Annotated in this window: 15 protein-coding genes and 1 pseudogene; 9 read left to right on the forward strand and 7 right to left on the reverse strand. The window is 70.7% G+C overall.

Annotated features, from left to right (window positions below; translation table 11 throughout):
- Nucleotides 1-14 precede the first annotated feature (14 nt).
- Both OG625_RS33130 and OG625_RS33135 read right to left on the reverse strand, forming a co-directional pair.
- Complete coding sequence (locus OG625_RS33130) at nucleotides 15-677, reverse strand: TetR/AcrR family transcriptional regulator (RefSeq protein ID WP_329388327.1); 663 nt, start codon at nucleotides 675-677, stop codon at nucleotides 15-17.
- Nucleotides 678-773: 96 nt separating this feature from the next.
- On the reverse strand, nucleotides 774-2,831 hold the full coding sequence (locus tag OG625_RS33135) for a galactose-binding domain-containing protein (RefSeq protein ID WP_443067918.1): 2,058 nt from the start codon (nucleotides 2,829-2,831) through the stop codon (nucleotides 774-776).
- A gap of 156 nt (nucleotides 2,832-2,987) precedes the next feature.
- Here OG625_RS33135 and OG625_RS33140 point away from each other — a divergent pair, with 156 nt between their 5' ends.
- On the forward strand, nucleotides 2,988-3,347 hold the full coding sequence (locus OG625_RS33140) for a zinc ribbon domain-containing protein YjdM (RefSeq protein WP_329388330.1): 360 nt from the start codon (nucleotides 2,988-2,990) through the stop codon (nucleotides 3,345-3,347).
- A gap of 36 nt (nucleotides 3,348-3,383) precedes the next feature.
- Here OG625_RS33140 and OG625_RS33145 read toward each other — a convergent pair whose 3' ends face one another.
- Both OG625_RS33145 and OG625_RS33150 read right to left on the reverse strand, forming a co-directional pair.
- Entirely contained in the window at nucleotides 3,384-4,325 is a 942-nt protein-coding gene (locus tag OG625_RS33145; protein WP_329388332.1) for a hypothetical protein, read from the reverse strand.
- A gap of 77 nt (nucleotides 4,326-4,402) precedes the next feature.
- On the reverse strand, nucleotides 4,403-5,254 hold the full coding sequence (locus tag OG625_RS33150) for an alpha/beta fold hydrolase (RefSeq protein WP_329388334.1): 852 nt from the start codon (nucleotides 5,252-5,254) through the stop codon (nucleotides 4,403-4,405).
- A gap of 77 nt (nucleotides 5,255-5,331) precedes the next feature.
- Here OG625_RS33150 and OG625_RS33155 point away from each other — a divergent pair, with 77 nt between their 5' ends.
- Entirely contained in the window at nucleotides 5,332-5,952 is a 621-nt protein-coding gene (locus OG625_RS33155; protein ID WP_329388336.1) for a sigma-70 family RNA polymerase sigma factor, read from the forward strand.
- A gap of 35 nt (nucleotides 5,953-5,987) precedes the next feature.
- Here OG625_RS33155 and OG625_RS33160 read toward each other — a convergent pair whose 3' ends face one another.
- A complete protein-coding gene (locus OG625_RS33160; RefSeq protein ID WP_329391183.1) occupies nucleotides 5,988-7,322 on the reverse strand; it encodes a radical SAM protein in 1,335 nt (444 codons plus the stop codon).
- Between the two features lie 120 nt (nucleotides 7,323-7,442).
- Here OG625_RS33160 and OG625_RS33165 point away from each other — a divergent pair, with 120 nt between their 5' ends.
- Together OG625_RS33165 and OG625_RS33170 are read left to right on the forward strand one after the other, a co-directional pair.
- Nucleotides 7,443-8,888, forward strand: coding sequence for a glyceraldehyde-3-phosphate dehydrogenase (locus tag OG625_RS33165; RefSeq protein ID WP_329388338.1), 1,446 nt, complete (start codon nucleotides 7,443-7,445; stop codon nucleotides 8,886-8,888).
- Between the two features lie 75 nt (nucleotides 8,889-8,963).
- Nucleotides 8,964-9,332 carry a hypothetical protein gene (locus OG625_RS33170; protein WP_329388340.1) on the forward strand — a complete coding sequence of 123 codons (369 nt, stop codon included), beginning with the start codon at nucleotides 8,964-8,966 and terminating at the stop codon, nucleotides 9,330-9,332.
- A gap of 142 nt (nucleotides 9,333-9,474) precedes the next feature.
- Here OG625_RS33170 and OG625_RS33175 read toward each other — a convergent pair whose 3' ends face one another.
- Together OG625_RS33175 and OG625_RS33180 are read right to left on the reverse strand one after the other, a co-directional pair.
- Nucleotides 9,475-10,659 (reverse strand): cytochrome P450, encoded by a 1,185-nt coding sequence (locus OG625_RS33175; RefSeq protein WP_329388342.1) that lies wholly within the window; start codon nucleotides 10,657-10,659, stop codon nucleotides 9,475-9,477.
- Complete coding sequence (locus OG625_RS33180) at nucleotides 10,649-11,356, reverse strand: tRNA-dependent cyclodipeptide synthase (RefSeq protein WP_329388344.1); 708 nt, start codon at nucleotides 11,354-11,356, stop codon at nucleotides 10,649-10,651. The genes OG625_RS33175 and OG625_RS33180 overlap by 11 nt, the downstream gene beginning before the upstream one ends.
- A gap of 300 nt (nucleotides 11,357-11,656) precedes the next feature.
- Between OG625_RS33180 and OG625_RS33185 the strand changes: the two genes are divergently transcribed.
- The 5 genes and pseudogenes from OG625_RS33185 (at nucleotide 11,657) to OG625_RS33205 (ending at nucleotide 20,989) form a co-directional block, all read left to right on the forward strand.
- Entirely contained in the window at nucleotides 11,657-14,350 is a 2,694-nt protein-coding gene (locus tag OG625_RS33185; protein WP_443067821.1) for a SpoIIE family protein phosphatase, read from the forward strand.
- 129 nt (nucleotides 14,351-14,479) lie between these two features.
- Nucleotides 14,480-14,638 (forward strand): annotated as a pseudogene (locus OG625_RS33190) (AfsR/SARP family transcriptional regulator); the annotation flags it as partial.
- A 137-nt stretch (nucleotides 14,639-14,775) separates the two neighbouring features.
- Nucleotides 14,776-17,541, forward strand: a complete 2,766-nt coding sequence (locus OG625_RS33195; RefSeq protein WP_329388348.1) for an AfsR/SARP family transcriptional regulator — start codon at nucleotides 14,776-14,778, stop codon at nucleotides 17,539-17,541.
- A 77-nt stretch (nucleotides 17,542-17,618) separates the two neighbouring features.
- Nucleotides 17,619-18,398 carry an ABC transporter ATP-binding protein gene (locus OG625_RS33200; RefSeq protein WP_329388350.1) on the forward strand — a complete coding sequence of 260 codons (780 nt, stop codon included), beginning with the start codon at nucleotides 17,619-17,621 and terminating at the stop codon, nucleotides 18,396-18,398.
- Nucleotides 18,398-20,989 (forward strand): ABC transporter permease, encoded by a 2,592-nt coding sequence (locus OG625_RS33205; protein WP_329388352.1) that lies wholly within the window; start codon nucleotides 18,398-18,400, stop codon nucleotides 20,987-20,989. Before OG625_RS33200 ends, OG625_RS33205 begins: the two co-directional genes overlap by 1 nt.
- The last annotated feature ends 111 nt before the right edge of the window (nucleotides 20,990-21,100 follow it).

Here is a 21,100-nt window from a genome sequence, read left to right on the forward strand (position 1 = left end):
CCGCGGGAGCCGCTCTACCGGCGCTGTGTGATCCCGGCGCGCAGGAGGCCTTCGGCCCGGTCCGTGCTCGCGGGCGTTCCGCCGTCGTGGGTGACGAGGGCGGCCACGTGCTCGGTCATCGTGTCGAGGATCTCCGCCGCGGCCTTGTCGTCGCCGAGCACGAGGAGGTTCAGGGTCAGCCCGTCGGTCATGGCCACCAGATAGCGGGCCAGCGCGGGCAACGGGATGCGCAGTTCGAACTCCACGCTGTCCCGCAGCTCTTCGAGGAGCTGGGTGTAGGTCCCGGCGTACACCTCGTACTGCCGCCGTGCCAGATGCCCGAAGCCGGGCTGGCGCAGGGCGTACTGGGTGAGCTCGTAGGTGAGCAGGTGCGTGCCCGGATGGGCGGCCACGTGGTCCCAGTAGGCCCGGAAGCCGGCCCGGACGGTCTCGTGGAGGGTGGCCTTCGGCTGGATCGCCTCCCGCACCACGCTGATGTACTCGTCGGTGATCGCGGTGATGACGGATTCGAGCAGGGCCTGCTTGGAGTCGAAGCAGTAGTGGAAGACGCTCAGCGACACGCCCGCCTCCGCGGCGATGGACCGCGTCGTCGTCCGGGCGACCCCGTCGCGGGTCATGGCGCGGATCGCGGCCTCGGTCAGCTGCCGACGGCGCTCGGCGGACGGCATCCGTGCCATCGGGTCCCTCCGGTTGTGGTGACGGGGCCGGCCGGATCAGGAGTCCTGATCCGGCCGGCACCGGAGCGTTCCCGCGCGGGGTCAGCTGCTGCGGGGTCAGCTGCTGTACACGCCGACCTCGTGGAGGGAGTAGCCCCACTGGGTGCCGCGTTGCACCCCGTGGACGCGTACGTAGCGGGCCGAGACTCCGGAGAACAGTGCCGTGTCCAGGCCGCCGTCGCCGGTGGTCGTGGACCATGCGGACTGCCAGTTCGTGCCGTCGGACGAGACCTCGACGCGGTAGCCCTTACCGTACGCGCGCTCCCAGTCGAGGGTGACGCGCTTGACCAGGTTCGTGGTCCCGAGGTCGATCCGGAGCCACTGGTCGTCGCTCCAGTCGCTCGCCCAGCGGCTGCCCCGGTCCCCGTCCACGGCCCGGCCCGGCGCGTAGCTGACGAACGGGTTCCACTCGGCCGAGCTGGCGGAGGTGGGGGCACCCGCCGCGAGGTTCACGCCGGCCCTGTGCCGCTCGGAGGCGCCCCAGGTGCCGAGGTAGGACTCGGCGCCCTTGAAGAGGTCGTCCACCACGTCCTGGCCGCCGACGATCCGGATGTCCTCGATCCAGTCCGGGACCAGGCCGTAGTGCGAGGCACCGTCGGTGTTGAGGTCCCAGGTGCGCTGCCCGGTGGTCTGCTTGTCGATGACGGAGCCGCCGTCGGTGCTGCGGAAGGGGTAGCGCACGGGGTTGGGGGTATCGGCCCCGCGGGGCCCCGGCCAGCCGCCGACGCCGTTCATGTCGGTGCCGTACCCGTAGCCGACGTTGTACTTGTCGCGCAGCGCGTCCGTACGCTTCGCCTCCGCGCTGAACCCCTCGGCGCCGCCCATGTACTGGGCGATGAAGCCGCCGAGCTTGTAGACCCGCTCGGTCCAGTCCAGGTCCATCCAGCTGTGCGAGGAGATCACCCCGGGGTACGACTCGCTCTCCAGGATGTCGAAGGCCCGGCCGGCGGCCTTGACGCCCATGTGGTCGATCTCCAGCATCATTTTGCGTTTCATCATGCCGCGCACCGCGTACTCACCGAGCTCGGTCAGACCACGGGTGTTGCACTGCGCGCCCGCCGCGTACGAGGGCACGGCCACGCCCGCCGGGAGCTGCTTCTCCGCCGAGGGCGCCGCCGCGAGCCCGATGGGGTTGTCGTGCTGCGGGCCGGTGCACTGCTCGGTCTTCCAGAAGGTGCCGGTCGACAGGAACTGGCCCACGTTGATCGCGGTGCCGAGCGCGCCCTGGTCGAAGCGGACCCCGCACAGGGCGTTGTCGAACTTGTGGCAGAGGAACATGCTGCGCACGCCCAGCTGGTGCAGCTCGTCCAGACCGCGGTCGATGTCCGCCTTGGAGCACTGCGCGACGTCCAGGATCTGCTTGCAGCCGAACGGTTCGGAGGTCTCGACGCCGAGGACGACGGCGAGCTTGCCCTGCTCGATCACCTGGCGGGCCTGCGCGGAGTCGGTGACGATGCGGAACCAGCCCTTGCCGGGGCCGCCGTACATCTTGTCGATGTAGGCCTGCATCTCGTACGTCTTCTGCGCCTCCAGGCGGATGGCGGTCATCTCGTCGCAGCCGCGGTCCTTGAAGAAGTAGACCGAGCAGATCACGCCATTGGTGACGAGGTCGTTGACGAGCACCCGCTGGCCGCCGCGCCAGGCGCGCTCCACCCAGGCGTAGTAGTTCTGCTGGTGGGTGAGCGAGTCGTGGGCGGGCCAGTCCTTGAAGGTGGGCCAGCCGTCCGGGTCGTGCTTGCCGTCGCCGCCCTTGGTGATGAAGTCGAAGATCGCGAGGGAGCCGTCCGGGTAGTGCTCGGGGCAGTCCTTGAGGGCGTCGGCGATGCCCTGCTCGGAGAACGGCTTGCCGCAGATGAGACGGCCGCCGAAGCCCTCGTTGGACATCAGGTGGTCGTGGGCGTCGACGAAGCCGCGGACCTTGCCCTGGGCATCGGTGCCCTTGAAGGGCTCGCCGGTGACGTTGATCTGGGAGTCGGGCGCGGGCCGGGCGACCGGGTTCCACCAGCCGGGATCGGCCGAGGAGGTGGTCGCGGGCCCGATCACCAGGGCCACCACGGTGAGGAGGATCGAGAGGACCGCGAGGCGTCTGCGCCGGAAACGCGGGAGGGGGGTCATGTGCATGTCATCATCACGTCTTCGCTCGGCCGATGGCACGGTGGGGGATCCGATCGAGAATCTCGACTACTGACAGCAGAGTCAATAGTCCGGGACGCTTGACCTGATGAATCGTCAGGGGCGGGCCGCCGGGTCGGCCGGAAATATACTGTCCGGATGACCGAGACCCCTTTGCCCCCCTGCCCGGAATGCTCCGGCGAGTACACCTACGAGATGGGCGCCCTGCTCGTCTGCCCCGAGTGCGGGCACGAGTGGCAGCCCGCATCCGCCGAGGCCGCGGACGCCGCCTCCGAGGAGCGGGTGATCAAGGACTCGGTGGGCAACGTGCTGGCGGACGGTGACACCGTCACGGTCGTCAAGGGGCTGAAGGTCAAGGGCAGCACCTCCGGCATCAAGGCCGGCACGAAGGTGCGCAACATCCGCCTCGTCGACGGGGTCGACGGCCACGACATCGACTGCCGGATCGAGGGCTTCGGCAACATGCAGCTGAAGTCCAGCGTGGTCAGGAAGGGCTGACCGGCTTACCCGCGCTGACCGGCTGGAGGCGGCGGGTCAGCGCTGCGCGCGGTCCCGCCAGTACGTGTACTGCTGCATCGGCTCGCCGCTGAGCCGCCACGGCCACTCGGTGACCGTGCCGTCGATCAGCTGGAAGACCTCGCCCGCGTCCCGGCTGCGATTGGCCTGCACGAGGGCGAAGGCCAGCAGGTTGAGATCGGCCTTGGTCGCCGCGTGGTGCAGGAACCCCGGGCTCTTCCAGTTCGCGTACGCCCGGTCGAGGATGGGCGCGGCGGGAGCGCTCGCCCAGTGCCGGCGCGCCATGAGCGTGCTCAGGTCGTCCTCGGCGGCGCCGGTGTGGTGCCGCCGGACGGTCGCCGTCAGCTCTATGCCCGCGGTGGGCGCGTTGGCCGGCATGCGCGAGCGGGAGGCGTCGATGAATTCGAGCACCTGCATGTGCGAGCCGCACTCGTCCGGCGAGAGGTAGCCGAGCATCTGCAGGTGCGCCTCGCGGTTCCAGGTGTCCCGGGCCAGGACCTCCTGCCATATCTGGAACACCTCCTGGGAGGGGCGCCGCAGGAGCCGCAGGACCCCCAGGAGCACCACCCAGGGAGTGGGGTCGGCGGGCTGGAGGTCCGCTGCGTTGTAGCAGGCGTCGACCGTCGCCTGGGCGTCGTCCAGATCCCCCTTGCGGGAGCCGCGGACCAGGTCCGACCAGGCCTGCAGGAGCAGGGCGTCGCCGTTCCCCGGGCGCCGGGCGGGCCACGTCCGTACGAAGTTGGAGTGGGCCGTGCTCTGGGCCAGGACGCCCATCCGGTGCGCACGCCGGTCCCAGTCCGTGCCGGCCTCCGCGAGCAGTTGCTCCACCTGCGCGATCTGGAGGTCCGCGAGCCCCGGGGAGGGGCTGCCGTCCAACGCCTTCAGGACCCGGCCGAGTTGGCTGTCGTCGAGCTCAGGTGCGAGGCGCGGCTTGCGGCGGCGGCTTCCGAAGATCGGCATGCCGGGAGGATAGGAGATCATCCGGTGTTCAAACCCTTTTCGCGGGGGATCGTTATGCGCGGAGGGGATTCGAGATCCTACTGTCTCGTACGGTGAGACGACGGCGCCAGGAAGGCCCTGACGGCGGCCGCGAACCGGTCGGCGTCGTCGATCCACGGGTAGTGCCCCGCCCCCGGCTGCACCACGAGATCCGCGTCGGGGAAGAGCCCGGCGTACTCGTCGGCCATCGGGGGCGGGCTGTTGAGGTCGAACTCCCCGGTGAGCACGAGCACGGAGCGGTCGAAGGCGGCGAGCGCCGCGCGCGTGACCTCCGGGTCGAAGGCCCCCTCGGCCCCGAACCCGGCGACGGCCTCCTGGTTGTCCGGCTGGGCGGCGGCGTGCCGCTCGCGGGCCGCGGCGTCCCAACGGCCCCAGAAGAAGGGTGCGATGGCCTCCGCGTCGCCGCCCCGGCCCTCGGTGAGCTCCACCAAAGCCGCGAACGCCGCCGGGAACCACGGCTCGCCCTTGCGGAGCAGGGCGCACGCGCGCCGTGTCTCCCCGGTGATCTCCAGGCCGACGGCCCGAACGCTGGGGCCGACCAGGGTGAGCCTGCCGACGCGCTCCGGGTGCCTGGCCGCGTACTGGACGGCGATGTTCGTGCCGGCCGAGTGGGCCAGCAGGTCCATCCGGGGGAGTCCCAGGTGGGCGCGCAGCGCCTCGACGTCCTCGACGAGGCGGTCGCAGCGGTAGGAGGAGGGGTCCTCGGGGAGCGCTGACCCGCCGGTGCCGCGCAGGTCCGGGACGATCAGCCGGTGGTGTGCGGACAGCCCGCCGAGGTCGCCGAGGTAGGCGGAGTCGGCGGGGCCTCCGGGGATGCAGACGACGGGATCGCCGTCGCCGGTCACGCGGTAGGCGAGGAGGGTTCCGTCAGGTGCGGAGAAGGTGGTCATGGCCGGGATCCTGCCACTCATAACCGGGTTGTACAACCTGGTTATGAGGGTGGGCGTGCCGGGTGTATAAGTGAGCCATGACAGGCAAGGAAGACGGCGTGGAAGAAGCGGCCCTACGCCTCGGGGCGCTGACCGAGGAGCAGGCCGGGCGGATGTTCGCCGACATGAACGAGGTCATCCGCGCGGGCGAGGAGATGCGGGGGCTCCGCGCGGAGATGATCAACGTGCTGGCCGGTCTGGGCTGGACCCAGGACAAGATCGCCCGGCTCACGGGCATGAGCCAGCCCGCCGTCTCGAAGCAGGTGGCGAAGCACAAGGGAGACGACGGTGCGCTCCCACCGATGGGCCTCTCCCTCGACCAGCGCGACGCGCCCTGGCTCGAAGGGCGCTTGTGGGGCCTGGCCGAGGAGATCTCCGAGAGCTGCCGGGAAACCGCCCGCTGCACGCGCTACGTCGAGGCTCTCGCCCGGGGGCGCAAGCGCTTCACCCCGGGGAACGTGGACGCGCTGCGACGCCTCGTCGAGGAGGACCTGAGGTTGCACCGGGCGGAGCTGCCCGGCGGCTACCGGGACGCGTACGACGAGATCGGCCGTGGCCTCGACGTCCCGTCGAAGACCACGGCCGCGAACTCGTCGCCCTCGGTGCGCCGCACCCTGGCCCACCGCATCCAGCGCGACCGGCTCAGGAGCGAGCGCTGAGGGCCAGGGCCAGGGCCTGGGCCAGGGGCCTGCGGTCAGGCGTCGGCGGCTTCGAGGCCTTCCAGGCTGTCCATGAACGAGCTCACGGAGAACACCGCGCGCCCGGGACCGGCCGGACCGTAGCCGGGCGGGGAGCTCAGCCCGAACTCCTCCAGCGTCGCCCGGTAGGCCTCCAAGAGCCGGATGTGGTACTCCAGCGGGGCGCCCAGCGGGTTGGCCTTGCCCAGCGGAGTGGTCGGCTCGGGGCACCAGGTGGTGAAGCGGGGCACGACACCGTTCGACATGAAGAACCGCAGGCCCTCGGTGGTCGACTCGATGGCCTCGCTCACCTTCGTGAAGCCGAAGGGCTCGGCCATCTCGATGCCCGCCACGAAATTGGGGATCACGTTGCGCGGGCCGAAGATCTCGGCGGAGTCCAGGATCCTGCGGTGCCATTCGTCGCGGCCGACGTAGCGCTCCTTGCCCGGGCAGTGCAGCTCGAACAGCCGGCGGTCCCACACCTCGAAGTTGGGGTGGTAGATCTTGATGCCGTAGTCGTGGAAGCGCTGCACGGCGTCGCGGGGCAGGGCCTGGGCGACCACCTTGCCGGTCCAGCGGCCGGGGAAGCGCTCCTCGATGGCCTTCGCGTAGTGGCCGTAGAAATCGGCCTCGTCGCGGCCGCCGACCTGCGAGGTGATCGAACCGCCGGTGAGGGTGTACGCCCGGGACGTGCCCGCCGTGTCGTAGCGGTCGATGATCTCCAGGGCCTCCAGCACCTCGTCGACCGGCTTCACCCCGGTGTACGGGCGGCCCGCCGCCTTGTGCTGGCGCCAGTTGTGGTTGATGTCGCAGAACTGGCACTCCTCCTTGGCGCCGAAGTACTGGCACACCCGGAAGACCGTCAGGTAGATCAGGTAGCCCCACTGGATGGTCGGCGCGACCTCCATCACCGACTTGCCGTTCGACAGCTTGTGCCGGTAGTACTCCGGCATCGGCGGCAGGCCGACGTCCGCGATCCGCGCGCCGTCGAGGTACAGGCCGAGCGAACCGTCCTCGCCGCCGCGCACCACGTAGGGCGAGTCCGGGTTGACCCGTACGGAGACCACCGTGCGGCGCAGGTCGTAGGGGCCGCCGGTGAGCACGATCTCCTCGGGCGGCCGGTTCAGCGCGGCGGCGCCGAGCTCCGGCAGGGTCCGGTGGTCGAAGGAGAAGATGAAGTACGACTTGGGCTTCACGTCACCGGAGCCGCCGTCGGCCGTACCGCTGAGCGCGGACTCGTCGAAGGCCATGCCGCCCCGGAGCAGATCCTCCTTGATCACGGCCTCCCGGGGCACGTGCGGGAAGCGCTCCATCAGGCCTTCCACCAGCGCGGTTCGGCTGCGCGTCTCCATGTGCTGCTCCATCCCTGACTCCTAGAGGATCACCTCGAAGCGTAGCCCGGGGGGTCGCTTGAAAGGGCAGCGGATAGGCGGGTTAGCATATGAGCACCGTCTAGCTCGAAAGATAAACCTGTGACTGTCATTGAGGACTCGTTCAGCAGCTGGAAAAACCGCGAAGAGATCGCGGAGTCGATGATTCCGATCATCGGGAAGCTGCACAGGGAGCGGGACGTCACGATCCTGCTTCACAGCCGCTCGCTGGTGAACAAGTCGGTGGTGAGCATCCTCAAGACCCACCGATTCGCCCGGCAGATCGACGGCGAGGAGCTCTCGGTCACCGAGACGCTCCCGTTCCTGCAGGCTCTCACCGCGCTCGATCTCGGCCCTTCGCAGATCGACATCGGCATGCTCGCCGCGACGTACAAGACGGACGGTCGCGGACTCTCGGTGGCGGAGTTCACCGCCGAGGCCGTCTCCGGCGCCACGGGTGACAACAAGGTGGAGCGGCGCGAGGGGCGCGACGTCGTCCTGTACGGCTTCGGCCGCATCGGCCGCCTCGTCGCCCGCCTGCTCATCGAGAAGGCCGGCTCCGGCAACGGCCTGCGCCTGCGCGCCATCGTCGTCCGCGGCGGCGGCGACCAGGACCTCGTGAAGCGCGCCTCGCTGCTGCGCCGCGACTCCATCCACGGCCAGTTCCAGGGCACGATCACCGTTGACGAGGCGAACAGCACGATCGTCGCCAACGGCAACACCATCAAGGTGATCTACGCGAACGACCCGTCCGAGGTCGACTACACGGCGTACGGCATCAAGGACGCCATCCTCATCGACAACACGGGCAAGTGGCGCGACCGCGAGGGTCTCTCCAAGCACCTGCGCCCCGGCATCGAGAAGGTCGTCCTGACGGCCCCGGGCAAGGGCGACGTCCCGAACATCGTCCACGGCGTCAACCACGACACGATCAAGCCGGACGAGCAGATCCTGTCCTGCGCCTCCTGCACCACCAACGCGATCGTCCCGCCCCTGAAGGCCATGGACGACGAGTACGGCGTGCTGCGCGGCCACGTGGAGACCGTCCACTCGTTCACCAACGACCAGAACCTGCTGGACAACTACCACAAGGCCGACCGCCGCGGCCGTTCCGCGCCGCTCAACATGGTCATCACCGAGACCGGCGCCGCGTCCGCCGTCGCCAAGGCGCTGCCCGACCTGAAGGCGCCGATCACCGGCAGCTCGATCCGCGTCCCCGTCCCGGACGTCTCGATCGCCATCCTGAGCCTGCGCCTGGGCCGCGAGACCACCCGCGAGGAGGTCCTCGACTACCTCCGCGACGTCTCGCTGCACTCGCCGCTCAAGCGCCAGATCGACTTCACGACCGCGCCCGACGCCGTCTCCATGGACTTCGTCGGCTCGCGCCACTCCTCGATCGTCGACGCGGGCGCCACCAAGGTGGACGGCGACAACGCGATCCTCTACCTCTGGTACGACAACGAGTTCGGCTACTCCTGCCAGGTCATCCGGGTCGTCCAGCACGTCTCCGGCGTCGAGTACCCGACCTACCCGGTTCCGGGCGTCTGATCCGAGCAGAACCGAAGTGGCCCGGCTGGGAACTCCCAGCCGGGCCACTGCTGCGTTGTGGGAGGGATGGTCCCCATGAATGACGGATCGAACTGGCCGACGGACAAACTGACCGCGTTGCGCCTCGGCAGGAGGCTGGTCGCGGAAGTTCCGGCCTCGCAGCCGGACCGCCGCGCATTCGTGGACATCCGCCCCGAGCTCGGCGAGGCCGATGCCCGGGCACGTGACGAGGGGTGGGTTCGCAGCGACGCCCAACGCGGCTTCCGGCTCGAGCACTGGGAGTACGAGCGCGAGCGCATCGACGGCTTCGACTACGACATCGGGGCAGCCCTCATCGGCTCCGCTGACGCCCCGGACGAGGCTCAGCTGATCACCGTGCTCAGCGCATGGGGCGTCCGGCCCGACCTCTTCGGTCACCCCTGGGACAGCGACGATCCCCGGTAGACGGAGACGGGCGCATGCCAGAAGGCGGCATCGCCGGTGGGACCGGCGATGCCGCCTTCTGCGTGTGGTCGGCGTGGCCGACGTGGCCCTGTCGTGTGAGCGGGAAGTGGGACTCCCGCTCACGCTTCACGGCCGGGGGCTGCTACCAGAGCACGGGCAGACGCTCGGGGATGCGCTTCATGAACTGGGTGCGCCAGACGAGCTGCTCCACCGGCACGGCCAGGGCCAGCTCGGGCATCTTCTCCAGGAGGACCTCGATGGCGATCTCCGTGTGCCGCTTGCCCAGGGCCGTGGCGGGGCAGTAGTGGCCGCCGCCGCCGAAGGAGAGGTGCTGCGAGGCGTTCTCCCGGTCGATGTCGACGACGTGCGGGTCCGGGAAGACGGACGGGTCGGTGTTGGCGCCCTCGACCAGGACGAGCAGCAGCTCGCCCTTCTTCACCTCGACGTCACCGAGGGTGATGTCCTCGGTGGCCAGCCGGGGCAGGCCGTCGGCGATGGAGAGGTTGACGCGCAGCAGCTCGTCCACGGCGCCCGGGATCTTCTCCGGAGCCTTGCGCAGCTGCTCCCACACGTCGGGGTTCTGCAGCAGCGAGAAGATCGCCATGGTCAGGAAGCCCATGGTGGAGATGACCCCGGCGCCGAAGAACGTGACGCCGACGGTGGCCAGCATCTCGTCGGTCAGGTGCGCGTAGTCGGGGTCCTCGCGCAGCGCCGCCAGCTCGGCCATCAGACCGGTCGTGGCGGGGTCGTCGAGACGCTCGACCATGTAGGCCATGTCCCGGTCCCAGTTGAGCTTGGCGCCGGTGACGGGGCACGCCGAGTTCATGAACGCGATGTCGAGGCTGCCGGCCAGTCGCGGCGCGTCGGCCTGCGGGATGCCGAGGATGCGGCAGTGCAGGTTCTCGGCGTACGGGTTGGTGAACTGGCTCCGCAGGTCGACCGGCGCCCCGTAGGCCAGGATGTTGTCGACGAGCTCCGTGGCGTGGGCGCGCATCCAGTCGTTGAGACCGGCCGCCTTGGGGTTGATCGCCTTGAGCACGGCCTTGCGGAGGCCGGCGCCGGTGATGTTGCCCATGTTGTTGACGACCTCGGGCGGGATCGTCAGCGCGTACTGGCGGGGCACACCCGGGGCCGACGTGTCCTTGAGGCTGAACCGCGGATCTTCGAGGACCTGCTTGCACAGCTGATAGGAGGAAACGAGCCAGGCTTCGTCCCCGGCTATCGTCCGGACCTTCTTGACCGGCTCGGAGCGTAGCAGCTCGACCTCGGCGGGGATCTGGTCGCCGCGGGCGGAGAAGGGGAAGTCGAGGATGGTGTCAGTGCTCATCGAAGGATCCTTCGGCGGGGGTGATGACGGCGTGGCCCTGGTTGCGGGAGGCGCGCAGGCCCGAGCCGCGCGAGTAGAGCAATTCCGCCATCGGCAGGAGCTGGTGGTAGCAGTTCAGAGAGGACGGCACGCCCATGATCGCGGGCGTGTCGAGGAAGAGCGGCGCCTCGGCGCAGACGTACTGGAGGCAGACTTCGCGCTGCCGCGTGGTCGCGGTCTCCCCGTTCAGCACCTTGGAGGAGAGGAACGAGTCGACGAGCGCGCTGCAAGTCGCTCGGAAGTCGGGGTCGTTGTCCAGTCGGCGGGTCAGGTCCGAGTGGATGGCCTGGTAGGCCGGGATGTCGGTGAGGGCCGACATCGGGCGGGCGCGCAGTCGGACGCCCGAGGGGTCGGCCTCGGCGGCGGCGTTGTTGACCTTGGCGCGGACTCCGCGCAGGTTCTTCACCGACTTGCGCCGCGCCTCGATCTCGTCGTAGCCGAGTGCTTCGTACATCTCGGCGACGTACATGTCGGTGTAGATCAGGTCGACCTGATCGAAGTTGCGCATGCCCCATTGGGCAAGGTCGAGAATGCGCTGCGCGGAGAAGTAGCTGTTACCCGGCGAGATGCCGATGACCGCGTGGTCGCCCTCTTTGTTGATTACTTCGCAATGCGGGGTGTACGGCCGGACTGTGAAGACTTCGGTCGCTGTCGTCAACAGGTGTCGGGTCCTTCGCGCCGCTAGTCCCAGGGGGCCCTGTGCCCAAGGTGTGGCGGCGACGTGATGGAAGGTACCTGAATTCGAAGGCGTGCTCATATGGCTTCTGGGTAGTAACTCCTTTGCCCGACACCGTGGTTGTATCTTCCTATTTCTTTCGGTCGCCCGATCGCCCCATCAGAAATGAGTCACTCTCGGTGACTTTCCGGACGTGTTGTGCGCCCGCCGGGGTCATTGGTGCCCCGGAGGTGCTACAAATGGGAACGTGACCATTCCTCGCTACCCGTGCCGGGCACGTCGGTGCGGTCACCCCTAGGCAACCGGTTCAGGAGCGTCGCCGGCCAGGTATTCGTCCTCCAGGTGACGATCGTGGTGTTGCTCGCTGCCGGAGCCCTGCTGGCCCTCGTGCTCCAGTCGCGGCACGACATCGACCGCGAGGCACGCAACCGGTCGGTTTCCGTCGCGGAGACCTTCGCCCACTCCCTGGGCCTGCAGGAAGCGCTGAACGCCCCCGACCCGTCCGCGGTCCTGCAGCCCACCGCCGAGGCCACGCGCAAGGCCGCCAACGTCGACTTCATCGTCGTGATGGACACCAACGGCATCCGGTACAGCCATCCCCAGCCGGACCGCATCGGAAAGCGGTTCGTCGGCACCATCGAGCCCTCGCTCGCGGGACGCGTCCACACCGAGAGCGTGCAGGGCCCGCTCGGCAAGGAGATCCAGGCGGTGGTGCCCGTTACCGCGCCCGACGGCCGGGTCGTCGGCCTGGTGTCGGCCGGCCTGACCGTGAAGAACGTGACCGGTGTCGTCGACCGCCAGCTCCCGGTGATCCTCCTGGCCATCGCGGGCGGCTTGGCCCTGGCCACCGTCGGTACGGCGCTCATCAGCCGACGGCTGCGGCGCCAGACCCACGGGCTCGGCACCCAGGAGATGACCCGGATGTACGAGCACCACGACGCGGTGCTCCACGCCGTCCGCGAAGGGGTGCTGATCACGGACGGCGACGGGCGGCTACTGCTGGCGAACGACGAGGCCAAACGCCTCCTCGGCCTTCCACCCGACGCCGAGGGGCGCCGGATCGACGCCGTACCGGGCCTCGACCGCCGGATGGCGGACCTGCTGCTGTCCGGCCGGGTCGCCACCGACGAGGTACTGGAGAGCGGCGAGCGGCTCCTCGTGGTCAACCAGCGGCGCACCCACCCCGGCGGCAAGCCCGCGGGGGCCGTGGCCACCATCCGCGACTCCACCGAGATGCGGGTCCTGACCGGCCGCGCGGACACCGCCCGCAGGCGGCTGAAGCTGCTCTACGACGCCGGCGGCGACATCGGCACCACCCTCGACGTGGTGCGAACCTCCGAGGAACTCGCCACCGTCGCCGTCCCCAGGTTCGCGGACTTCGTCACCGTCGACCTGGCCGCCCCGGTGCTCGACGGGGACGAGCCCGGGCCGGGCGCCGACATGCGGCGCACCGCCGTCCACGGCATCCGCACCGACCACCCCCTCTACCCCCGCGGCCGGCTGATCGACTTCCTCCCCTCCACCCCGCAGGCCATCGGGTACGGAACCGGCGAGGCCGAGCTGGTGCCCGATCTGGGCAAGGCACCCGGCTGGCAGGCCCAGGACCCGCCGCGCGCCCGGGCCATCGTCGACTACGGAATCCACTCGCTGATCGCGGCCCCGCTCAAGGCCCGTGGCGTCGTCCTCGGCGTGGTCAACTTCTGGCGCTCGCGCAAACCCGAACCCTTCGACGAGGACGACCTGTCCCTGGCCGAGGAACTCGTCGCCCGCGCGGCCGTCAGCATGGACAACGCCCGCCGCTACACCCGGGAACACGCCCTCGCCGAAACGCTCCAGCGCAGCCTCCTGCCCCGCGCCCTGCCCGAGCAGAGCGCCGTGGACGTGGCCCACTTCTACCTGCCCGCGCAGTCCGGGGTGGGCGGGGACTGGTTCGACGTGATCCCGCTGCCGGGCAGCCGGGTCGCACTGGTCGTCGGCGACGTCGTCGGGCACGGTCTGCACGCCGCCGCCACCATGGGCCGGCTGCGCACGGCCGTACACAACTTCGCTTCCCTCGACCTGCCGCCCGACGAGATCCTCGCCCGCCTGGACGATCTCGTACAGCGCATCGACCACGACGGAGAGGCCGACGCCGACGCCACCATGGCCGGGGTTCTGGGCGCGACCTGCCTCTACGCCGTCTACGACCCCGTGTCCCGCGGCTGCACCATGGCGCGGGCCGGACACCTGCCGCCCATGCTCGTCGCCCCCGACGGTACGACGAGCATCGTGGAGCTCCCGGCCGGGCCCCCGCTGGGCCTGGGCGGGATGCCGTTCGAGACGGCCGAACTGGAACTGGCCGAGGGCAGCCAGCTCGTCCTGTACACGGACGGACTGGTCGAGGAACGCAACCGGGACATCGGCGAGGGCCTGGAACTGCTCCGCGCGGCCCTCAGCCGGCCCGACCGCAGCCCGGACGAGAGCTGCCGGGCCGTACTCGACCTGCTGCTGCCGGACCGGCCCACCGACGACGTGGCGCTGCTCATCGCGCGGACCCGGACCCTGGGCCCGGACCGGGTCGCGCAGTGGGACGTGGCGTTCCAGCCCAGCGAGGTCGGCGCCGTGCGCAACGCGGCGGCGAAGAAGCTCGACGAGTGGGGCCTGCCGGAGCTCGGCTTCGCCACGGAGCTGATCCTCAGCGAACTGGTCACCAACGCCCTGCGGCACGGTCGGGCGCCGGTCCGGGTGCGGCTGCTGCACGACCACATGCTGACCTGCGAGGTGTGGGACGGCAGCAGCACCGCCCCGCACCTGCGCTACGCCGCCACCACCGACGAGGGCGGCCGCGGCCTGTTCCTGGTGGCGCAGCTCAGCGAGCACTGGGGCACCCGGTACACCCCCGAAGGCAAGGTCATCTGGGCGCAGCAGGCCCTTCCCGGCACCCCGGGCCGCACGGAACCGGCCCTCTGGGACCTCCTGGACGCGGAGCCCCTCTGACCTCGTACGGACCTGCTGCCGACACCCCTGACCGGTAGGGTGATCTTGTCGGCTGGCGCGGTCGGCAACGGGGGAGACACAGTGAGCGAGCAGCTCGTTTTCAGAATTCTCGGCCCACTCACGGTCACCGTGAGTGGGCGCGCGGTAGCCCTGGGGGGCGCCCGGCAACGGACGATCCTCGGCCTTCTCCTGCTGAACGCGGGGCGGATCGTACCGATCGACACCCTGGTGGACGTGGTGTGGCACGAACGGCCGCCCGCCACCGCCCGGACGCAGGTCGCCATCGTCATCGCGGCCCTGCGCAAGTCCCTCAAGAGCGAGGGCGTGGACGAGGAGGTCATCGCCACCGACGGCCGCCCGCCACCGCCCGGACGCAGGTCGCCATCGTCATCGCGGCCCTGCGCAAGTCCCTCAAGAGCGAGGGCGTGGACGAGGAGGTCATCGCCACCGAGCATCCCGGCTACGTGCTGCGCGTCGACGGGCACGCCCTCGACAGCGTCACCTTCGGCGAGCTGGTCGCCGAGGCGGAAGCCGCCACCCGCGCGCGCAGACCGGCCGATGCCGCGCGCGCCTACGCGGCGGCACTCGCCCTGTGGCGCGGCCCGGCACTCGCCGGGGTCACCGGGCAGCTCGTCGAGGACGAGGCCGCCCGGTGGCAGGAGATACGCATCAACGCCTACGAGGCGATGACCGGCGTCCAGCTCGCACTGGGGCAGCACCAGCTGCTGTTGCCCGAACTGGCCGCGATGGTGCGCGAGCACCCGCTGCGCGAGCGCACCCGCTACCACCTCATCCTCGCCCAGTACCGATCCGGGCGGCGGGCCGAGGCGATGGAGAGCTTCCGGGAGGCGCGGCGCCGGTTCATCGACGAGCTCGGCATGGCGCCCGGACCCGAACTGGTCGAACTGCACGAGGCGATCCTCCGGGACGACCCGGCGCTCGGCCCGCCCTCCGCGCCGCAGGCCGTCGACGGTGCGGCAGGCTCCGCGCAGGCTCTCCCGACCGCCGCGAAGACCGTGGTCCCGAGCGTGCGGGGCCTGATCGTGCCTTCCGAACTGCCCCCGGACGTACCGGGGTTCGCCGGACGGTCCGAGGAGCTCGCTGCCCTCGACGCCCTGGTGGAGGGAGTCGGCGACCGGCACGCCCCCACCACGGGCCTGATCACCGGCGTGGCAGGAATCGGCAAGACCGGCCTCGCCGTCCGCTGGGCCCACCGGGTGAGCGAACACTTCCCGGACGGGCGGCTGTTCGCCGACCTCCGGGGCTACGACGAACAGCAGGCGCCGACAGCGGCGGGCGACATCCTCAGCCGCTTCCTGCGCTCCCTCGGGGTGGAGAGCGATGTCGTCCCCGACGGGCTGGAGGACCGTGTCGCGCTCTACCGCAGCGTGCTGGCCGACCGCCGGGTGCTGCTGGTGCTCGACAACGTCCGCACCTTCGCGCAGATCCGGCCCCTGCTGCCGGGCAGCGGTTGCTGCACCGTCCTGGTCACCAGCCGGGACCAGCTGGAGCAGTTCGTGACCTGGCCCCAGTCGGCCCGGGTCCACCTCGGGCTCCTCCCGGAGGACCGGTCGATCGAACTCATCGGGCGCATCGTCGGCGAGGCCCGGATCGCCGGCGCACCCGAGGAGGCGACGAGGCTGGCCGAGCTCTGCGACCGGCTGCCCCTCGCCCTGCGCATCGCCGCGGCCCGGCTGGCCTCCAAGCCGCACTGGTCGGTCCGCCACCTGGTCGCCCGGCTCAGCGACGAGCGGCGCCGACTGGACGAGCTCAGCCAGGGCGAGTCCCAGGTGCGAGCGAGCTTCGAGCTGAGCTACCGCTACCTCCCGAAGGACGCGGCCCGGCTCTACCGCTTCCTCGGGCTGCTCTCCGTAGCCGACTTCACCGCGTGGGTCGGGGCGGCGCTGATGGACATCGAGGTCCTGGACGCGGAGCGGCTCATGGAGCACCTCGTGGACACTCAGTTCCTCCAGGTCGTCGGGGTCGACTGCACCGGGCAGCTGCGCTACCGGTTCCACGACCTGATGCGGCTGTACGCGGGTGAGCGCGTCCGGGAGGAGGAGCCCGAGGGGGACCGGTGGGCCGCCTGCGACCGTGTGTTCCGTACCTTCCTGGCCATCGCGGACCAGGCCTACCAGCGCGAGTACGGCGGCGCCTTCGGAAGGGTGCGCGGCGACGCCGCCCGCCGTGACATCGACCCCGTTCTGCTGGAAGAGCTGCTGGCGTCTCCGCTGGAGTGGTTCGAGGCCGAACGGCTTCCGCTGGTCGCCGTCGTCGAGCAGTCGGCTCGGATGGGCATGGACGAACTGGCCTGGGAGCTGGTCGCATCCATGGAGTCGCTCTTCGGATTCCGCAACTACCTGGAGGACTGGCGCCGGTGCAGCGAGTACGCCCTTGATGCGGCACGCATCGCGGGCAACCTCCGGGGCCAGGCGGTCATGGAGCACGAGCTGGGCGCGGTGGAGCTGCGCCTGCGCAGACTCACGGAAGCGACCGAATGGTACGAGCGGGCTCTCGTGCTCTACACCGAGGCGGGGGAGGCCCACGGGCGGGCGCTGGTCCTGAGCGGTCTTTCCCTGATCGACCGGCTCCGAGGTGAGTACGGCCGGGCACAGGAGCGGCTGCGGGAGGTCCTCCCGGTGTTCCGGGCCGTGGCTGACCGTTCGTCCGAGTCGTACGTGCTCCAGAGCTTGGCGCAGTGCGCCCTCGACCAGGGGCGGCCGGAGGAGGCGTTGGACCTGTGCCGGGCAGCCATCCGCGTGTGCGAGGGCATCGGGGTGGACCGGCGCAGTCTGGCGCAGGCCAGGCACCGGCTGGCCTGTGCCCACCTGGCGCTGGGCCACCTGGACACGGCGGAGATCGAGTTCACCCGGGCCATGGAGATCGTCAGGGACCGGTCCGATCTGCTCGGCCTCGCCTACACGCTGCTGGGTCTCGCCGAGACCCGGCTCCTGGCGGGTTCGGCTGAAGCGGCCGAGCGGGCCTTCCTCGAAGGGCTGGACGTCGCCCGCCGCACCCGGAGCCCCATGGTCGAGGGCCAGATCCTGCTCGCGCTCGGCGAAGCCCGCACGGGGAGGGGACGCGAGGAGGAGGGGCGGGAGCATCTGACCGACGCGCTCGCCATCTTCCGGCGCATCGGCTCCCCGCCCTGGGAGGAGAAGGTGAACGCGGCGCTTAACCGTGGCGCTTAACCGCTCGATAGGCCGCCGATATGGCCGATCCATAACGTCAACGCAGACAAGAAACCTGCCGAGTTGTGGAGTCTGCGATGTCACGCACAGTCGAACCGGCGCGGTTGGCCGACCGCGCCGGATCCCCGGACCTTGCCCTGCGCCTGGACGGGGTCGTGAAGGAGTACGGCAAGGCCGGGCGCGGAGTACGCGCCCTGGACGGGGTCTCCGTCGGGATCGAGCGAGGCTCGTTCACGGCCGTCATGGGGCCCTCCGGTTCCGGAAAGTCGACCTTCCTGCACTGCGCCGCCGGCCTGGACAAGCCGTCCAGCGGGTCCGCCTACATCGGCGACACCGAGCTGGGCGGCATGAACGAGACCCAGCTGACCGAACTGCGCCGCCGCCGTATCGGTTTCGTCTTCCAGGCCTTCAACCTGATCCCCTCGCTGTCGGTACGACAGAACGTGGAGCTCCCGCTGCGCCTGGCCGGCGAACGCCTCGACCCGGCCTGGCTGGAGGAGATCCTCACCCGCGTCGGCCTCGGCGGCCGGGCCACCCACCGGCCCGCCGAGCTGTCGGGCGGCCAGCAGCAGCGGGTGGCGATCGCCCGCGCCCTGATCACCCGGCCCGACGTCATCTTCGGCGACGAGCCCACCGGCGCCCTCGACACCGTGACCGCCAAGGAGATCCTCTCCCTGCTGCGCTCCTGCGTCGACGAGACCCGTCAGACCGTCGTGATGGTCACCCACGACCCGGTCGCCGCCTCCTACGCCGACACCGTCCTCTTCCTCGCCGACGGCCGCATCGCCGACCGCATGCAGGCGCCGACCGCCGACCGCGTCGCCGACCGCATGACCCACCTGGGAGCGTGGGCCTGATGCTGCGGTATGCCTTGCAGACGCTGCGCGCCCGCAAGGGCGGCTTCATCGGGGCCTTCCTCGCGCTCTTCTGCGCCGCCGCACTGGTCACGGCCTGCGGCATCTTGCTGGAGACCGGACTCAGGGGCACCATCGGCACCGAGCGGTACGCCGGCGCCCCGGTGATCGTCGGCGGTGACCAGAACGTCCATCAGGTCACCGTCAAGGACAAGGGGGACGGGAAGACCAAGTCCAAGGAAAAGGCCAAGCCGCTCGGGGAGCGCGTCTGGCTGCCCGCCGACACCGCGAACACCCTCGGATCCCTGCCCGCCGTCCGGGCCGCGCTGCCCGAGATCACCTTCCCGGCGTACGCGGTCACCACCAAGGGACAGATCGTCCCGGGCGTCGACGGCAAGCCCTCGTACGGCCACGCCTGGACCTCGGCGCCGCTGACCCCCTTCACCCTGGCCGAGGGCGCGGCCCCGGCCGCCGCGAACGAGGTCGTCGTCGACCGCGAACTCGCCCGGCGGGCCGGCATCGAGACCGGCACCGAGCTGACCGTCCAGGCAACCGGAACCCCGCGCGCCTACCGGGTCACCGGCATCGCCGCCCCCGCCGGGGGCAATCTCGAACAGCAGACCTCGCTGTTCTTCTCCGACGGCGAGGCCGAGCGGCTCTCCGGCCGTACGAACCAGGTCGCGGTCGTCGGCGTGCTGCCCAAGCCCGGCGTCTCCACCGCCGAACTCGCCGCGCAGGTGAAGAAGGCCCTCACCGGCACCACCGCCCAGGTGGTCACCGGAGGTGGCACCTTCCAAGTGGTCACCGGAGGTGAACGTGGCCCGGTCGAATTCCTCGACGCGGCCAAGGCCCGGATCAAGCTTGTCTCCATGGGCGGCGCCATCGGCGGCACCTCGCTGCTCGTCGCCGTCCTCGTGGTCGTCGGCACCTTCGCCCTCTCCATCCAGCAGCGCTACCGCGAGCTGGCCCTGCTGCGCGCCATCGCGGCGACCCCCAGGCAGGTCCGGCAGCTCATCGGCCGGGAGGCGCTGATCGTCGGTTTCTTCGCCGGAGTGCTCGGCTCCCTCGCCGGACTGCCCATCGCCTACTGGCTGCACGGCCGGTTCGTCGGCTTCAAGACGATCCCCGAGACCCTCGAAGTCACCTTCAGCGTCTTCCCGTTCTTCGCCGCCATCGGCGCGGCCCTGCTCGGTGCCTGGGCCGCCGCGCGGATCTCCGCCCGGCGCGCCGCCCGCATCCGTCCCGCCGAGGCCCTCTCCGAGGCGGCCATGGAACAGCGGACCCTGACCTGGGGCCGGCTCGGCGCCGGCGCCGCGTTCCTGGTCGGCGGGGTCGTGCTGCTCGCCGTCCTCGGGTCGCTGCGCAGCGAGCCCGCCTCCACCCCGGTGACCTTCTTGTCGGTGGTGGTGCTCTCCGTGGCGGTCTCGCTGCTCGGGCCGCTGATCGCCCGGATCGCCGTCGGGGCCCTCGGGGTGCCGCTGCGCGCCTCCCGGGTCGCCGGGCACCTGGCCACGGCCAATGCCCGCGCGAACACCAAGCGGGTGGCGGCCGCCGTGACGCCGCTGGCCCTGCTGATCGGGATGGCCTGCACGGTGTTCTTCGTACAGACCACGATGGGCGCGGCCGCCACCGCCCAGGCGCAGGCCGGCAACAAGGCCGACTGGGTCGTCGGCTCGGCCGGTCCCGGGGTGCCCGGCGACGCGGCGCAGCGGCTGCGCACGGTCCCCGGGGTGACGGCGGTGACCGAGGTCGTACGGACCTCCGTGCGCGTGGGCCTGGAGAAGTACCCGGCGCAGGGCGTGTCCACCGAGGGCCTGACCCGCACCTGGGACCCGGGCGTCACCGGCGGCAGCCTCGACGGCTTCGGCCCGCAGAGCGTCGCGCTCAGCGAGGTCGCGGCCGACAGCCTGGGCAAGAAGCCGGGGGACAAGCTCAAGCTGACCCTGGGCGACGGCACGGAGACCGAGCTGGACGTGGCCGCGGTCTACGAGCGCGGGCTGGGCTTCGGTGACCTCACCATGTCCCACGCGCTGGTCTCACGGCACGTCGACAACCCCCTCGCCTCCTCCCTGCTCGTCAAGACCGCCGGGGACGGCGGGGCAGGGCGCGCCGAGCTGCGGCAGGCGCTGATCGGCCTGCCCGGTGTCGCCGTTCTGGACCGCGACCAGGTGGCGGACCTCCAGGCCGAGGCCCAGCAGTCCAACGCCGAGGTCAACTACGTCGCGATGGGCCTGATCATCGCCTTCACCGCGATCGCCGTGGTCAACACCCTGGCCATGTCCGTCTCGGACCGCACCCGGGAGTTCGCCCTGCTCCAGCTGGTCGGCACCACCCGCCGCCAGGTGATGCGCATGCTCCGCATCGAGGCCGCGCAGGTGGTGCTGATCTCCGCGGTGCTGGGCACCGGGATCGCCTTCGCGGTGCTCACCGCCTTCAGCATCGGCATGACGGGCTCGGCTTCCCCGTCGATCGACCCGTGGATGTACCTGGGCGTCCTCGGCTTCGCGGCGGCGCTGACCGCGTCGGCCACGCTGATCCCGGGCCGCCTCGCACTGGCCGGCCGCCCCGCGGACGTCATCGGCTCGCGCCAGTAGTCCCCGTGGTTCGCGTGGTCTCGTACGGCCGGCCCTGCGGAGGGGGCCGGCCGTACGAAATCCAGTGCGTCAGCGCCGGGTTGACCGCCCCGCACGTCTGGGTGGTTGTTC

The sequence above is a fragment of the Streptomyces sp. NBC_01351 genome, assembly GCF_036237315.1.
In the GTDB taxonomy this organism is placed as follows: Bacteria; Actinomycetota; Actinomycetes; order Streptomycetales; family Streptomycetaceae; genus Streptomyces.

Excerpts from the sequence above, each read along its gene's own strand:
- OG625_RS33130 (WP_329388327.1), bottom strand. The coding sequence starts at position 677 with ATGGCACGGATGCCGTCCGCCGAGCGCCGTCGGCAGCTGACCGAGGCC.
- OG625_RS33135 (WP_443067918.1), bottom strand. The coding sequence starts at position 2,831 with ATGACCCCCCTCCCGCGTTTCCGGCGCAGACGCCTCGCGGTCCTCTCG.
- OG625_RS33140 (WP_329388330.1), top strand. The coding sequence starts at position 2,988 with ATGACCGAGACCCCTTTGCCCCCCTGCCCGGAATGCTCCGGCGAGTAC.
- OG625_RS33145 (WP_329388332.1), bottom strand. The coding sequence starts at position 4,325 with ATGCCGATCTTCGGAAGCCGCCGCCGCAAGCCGCGCCTCGCACCTGAG.
- OG625_RS33150 (WP_329388334.1), bottom strand. The coding sequence starts at position 5,254 with ATGACCACCTTCTCCGCACCTGACGGAACCCTCCTCGCCTACCGCGTG.
- OG625_RS33155 (WP_329388336.1), top strand. The coding sequence starts at position 5,332 with ATGACAGGCAAGGAAGACGGCGTGGAAGAAGCGGCCCTACGCCTCGGG.
- OG625_RS33160 (WP_329391183.1), bottom strand. The coding sequence starts at position 7,322 with ATGGAGACGCGCAGCCGAACCGCGCTGGTGGAAGGCCTGATGGAGCGC.
- OG625_RS33170 (WP_329388340.1), top strand. The coding sequence starts at position 8,964 with ATGAATGACGGATCGAACTGGCCGACGGACAAACTGACCGCGTTGCGC.
- OG625_RS33175 (WP_329388342.1), bottom strand. The coding sequence starts at position 10,659 with ATGAGCACTGACACCATCCTCGACTTCCCCTTCTCCGCCCGCGGCGAC.
- OG625_RS33200 (WP_329388350.1), top strand. The coding sequence starts at position 17,619 with ATGTCACGCACAGTCGAACCGGCGCGGTTGGCCGACCGCGCCGGATCC.
- OG625_RS33205 (WP_329388352.1), top strand. The coding sequence starts at position 18,398 with ATGCTGCGGTATGCCTTGCAGACGCTGCGCGCCCGCAAGGGCGGCTTC.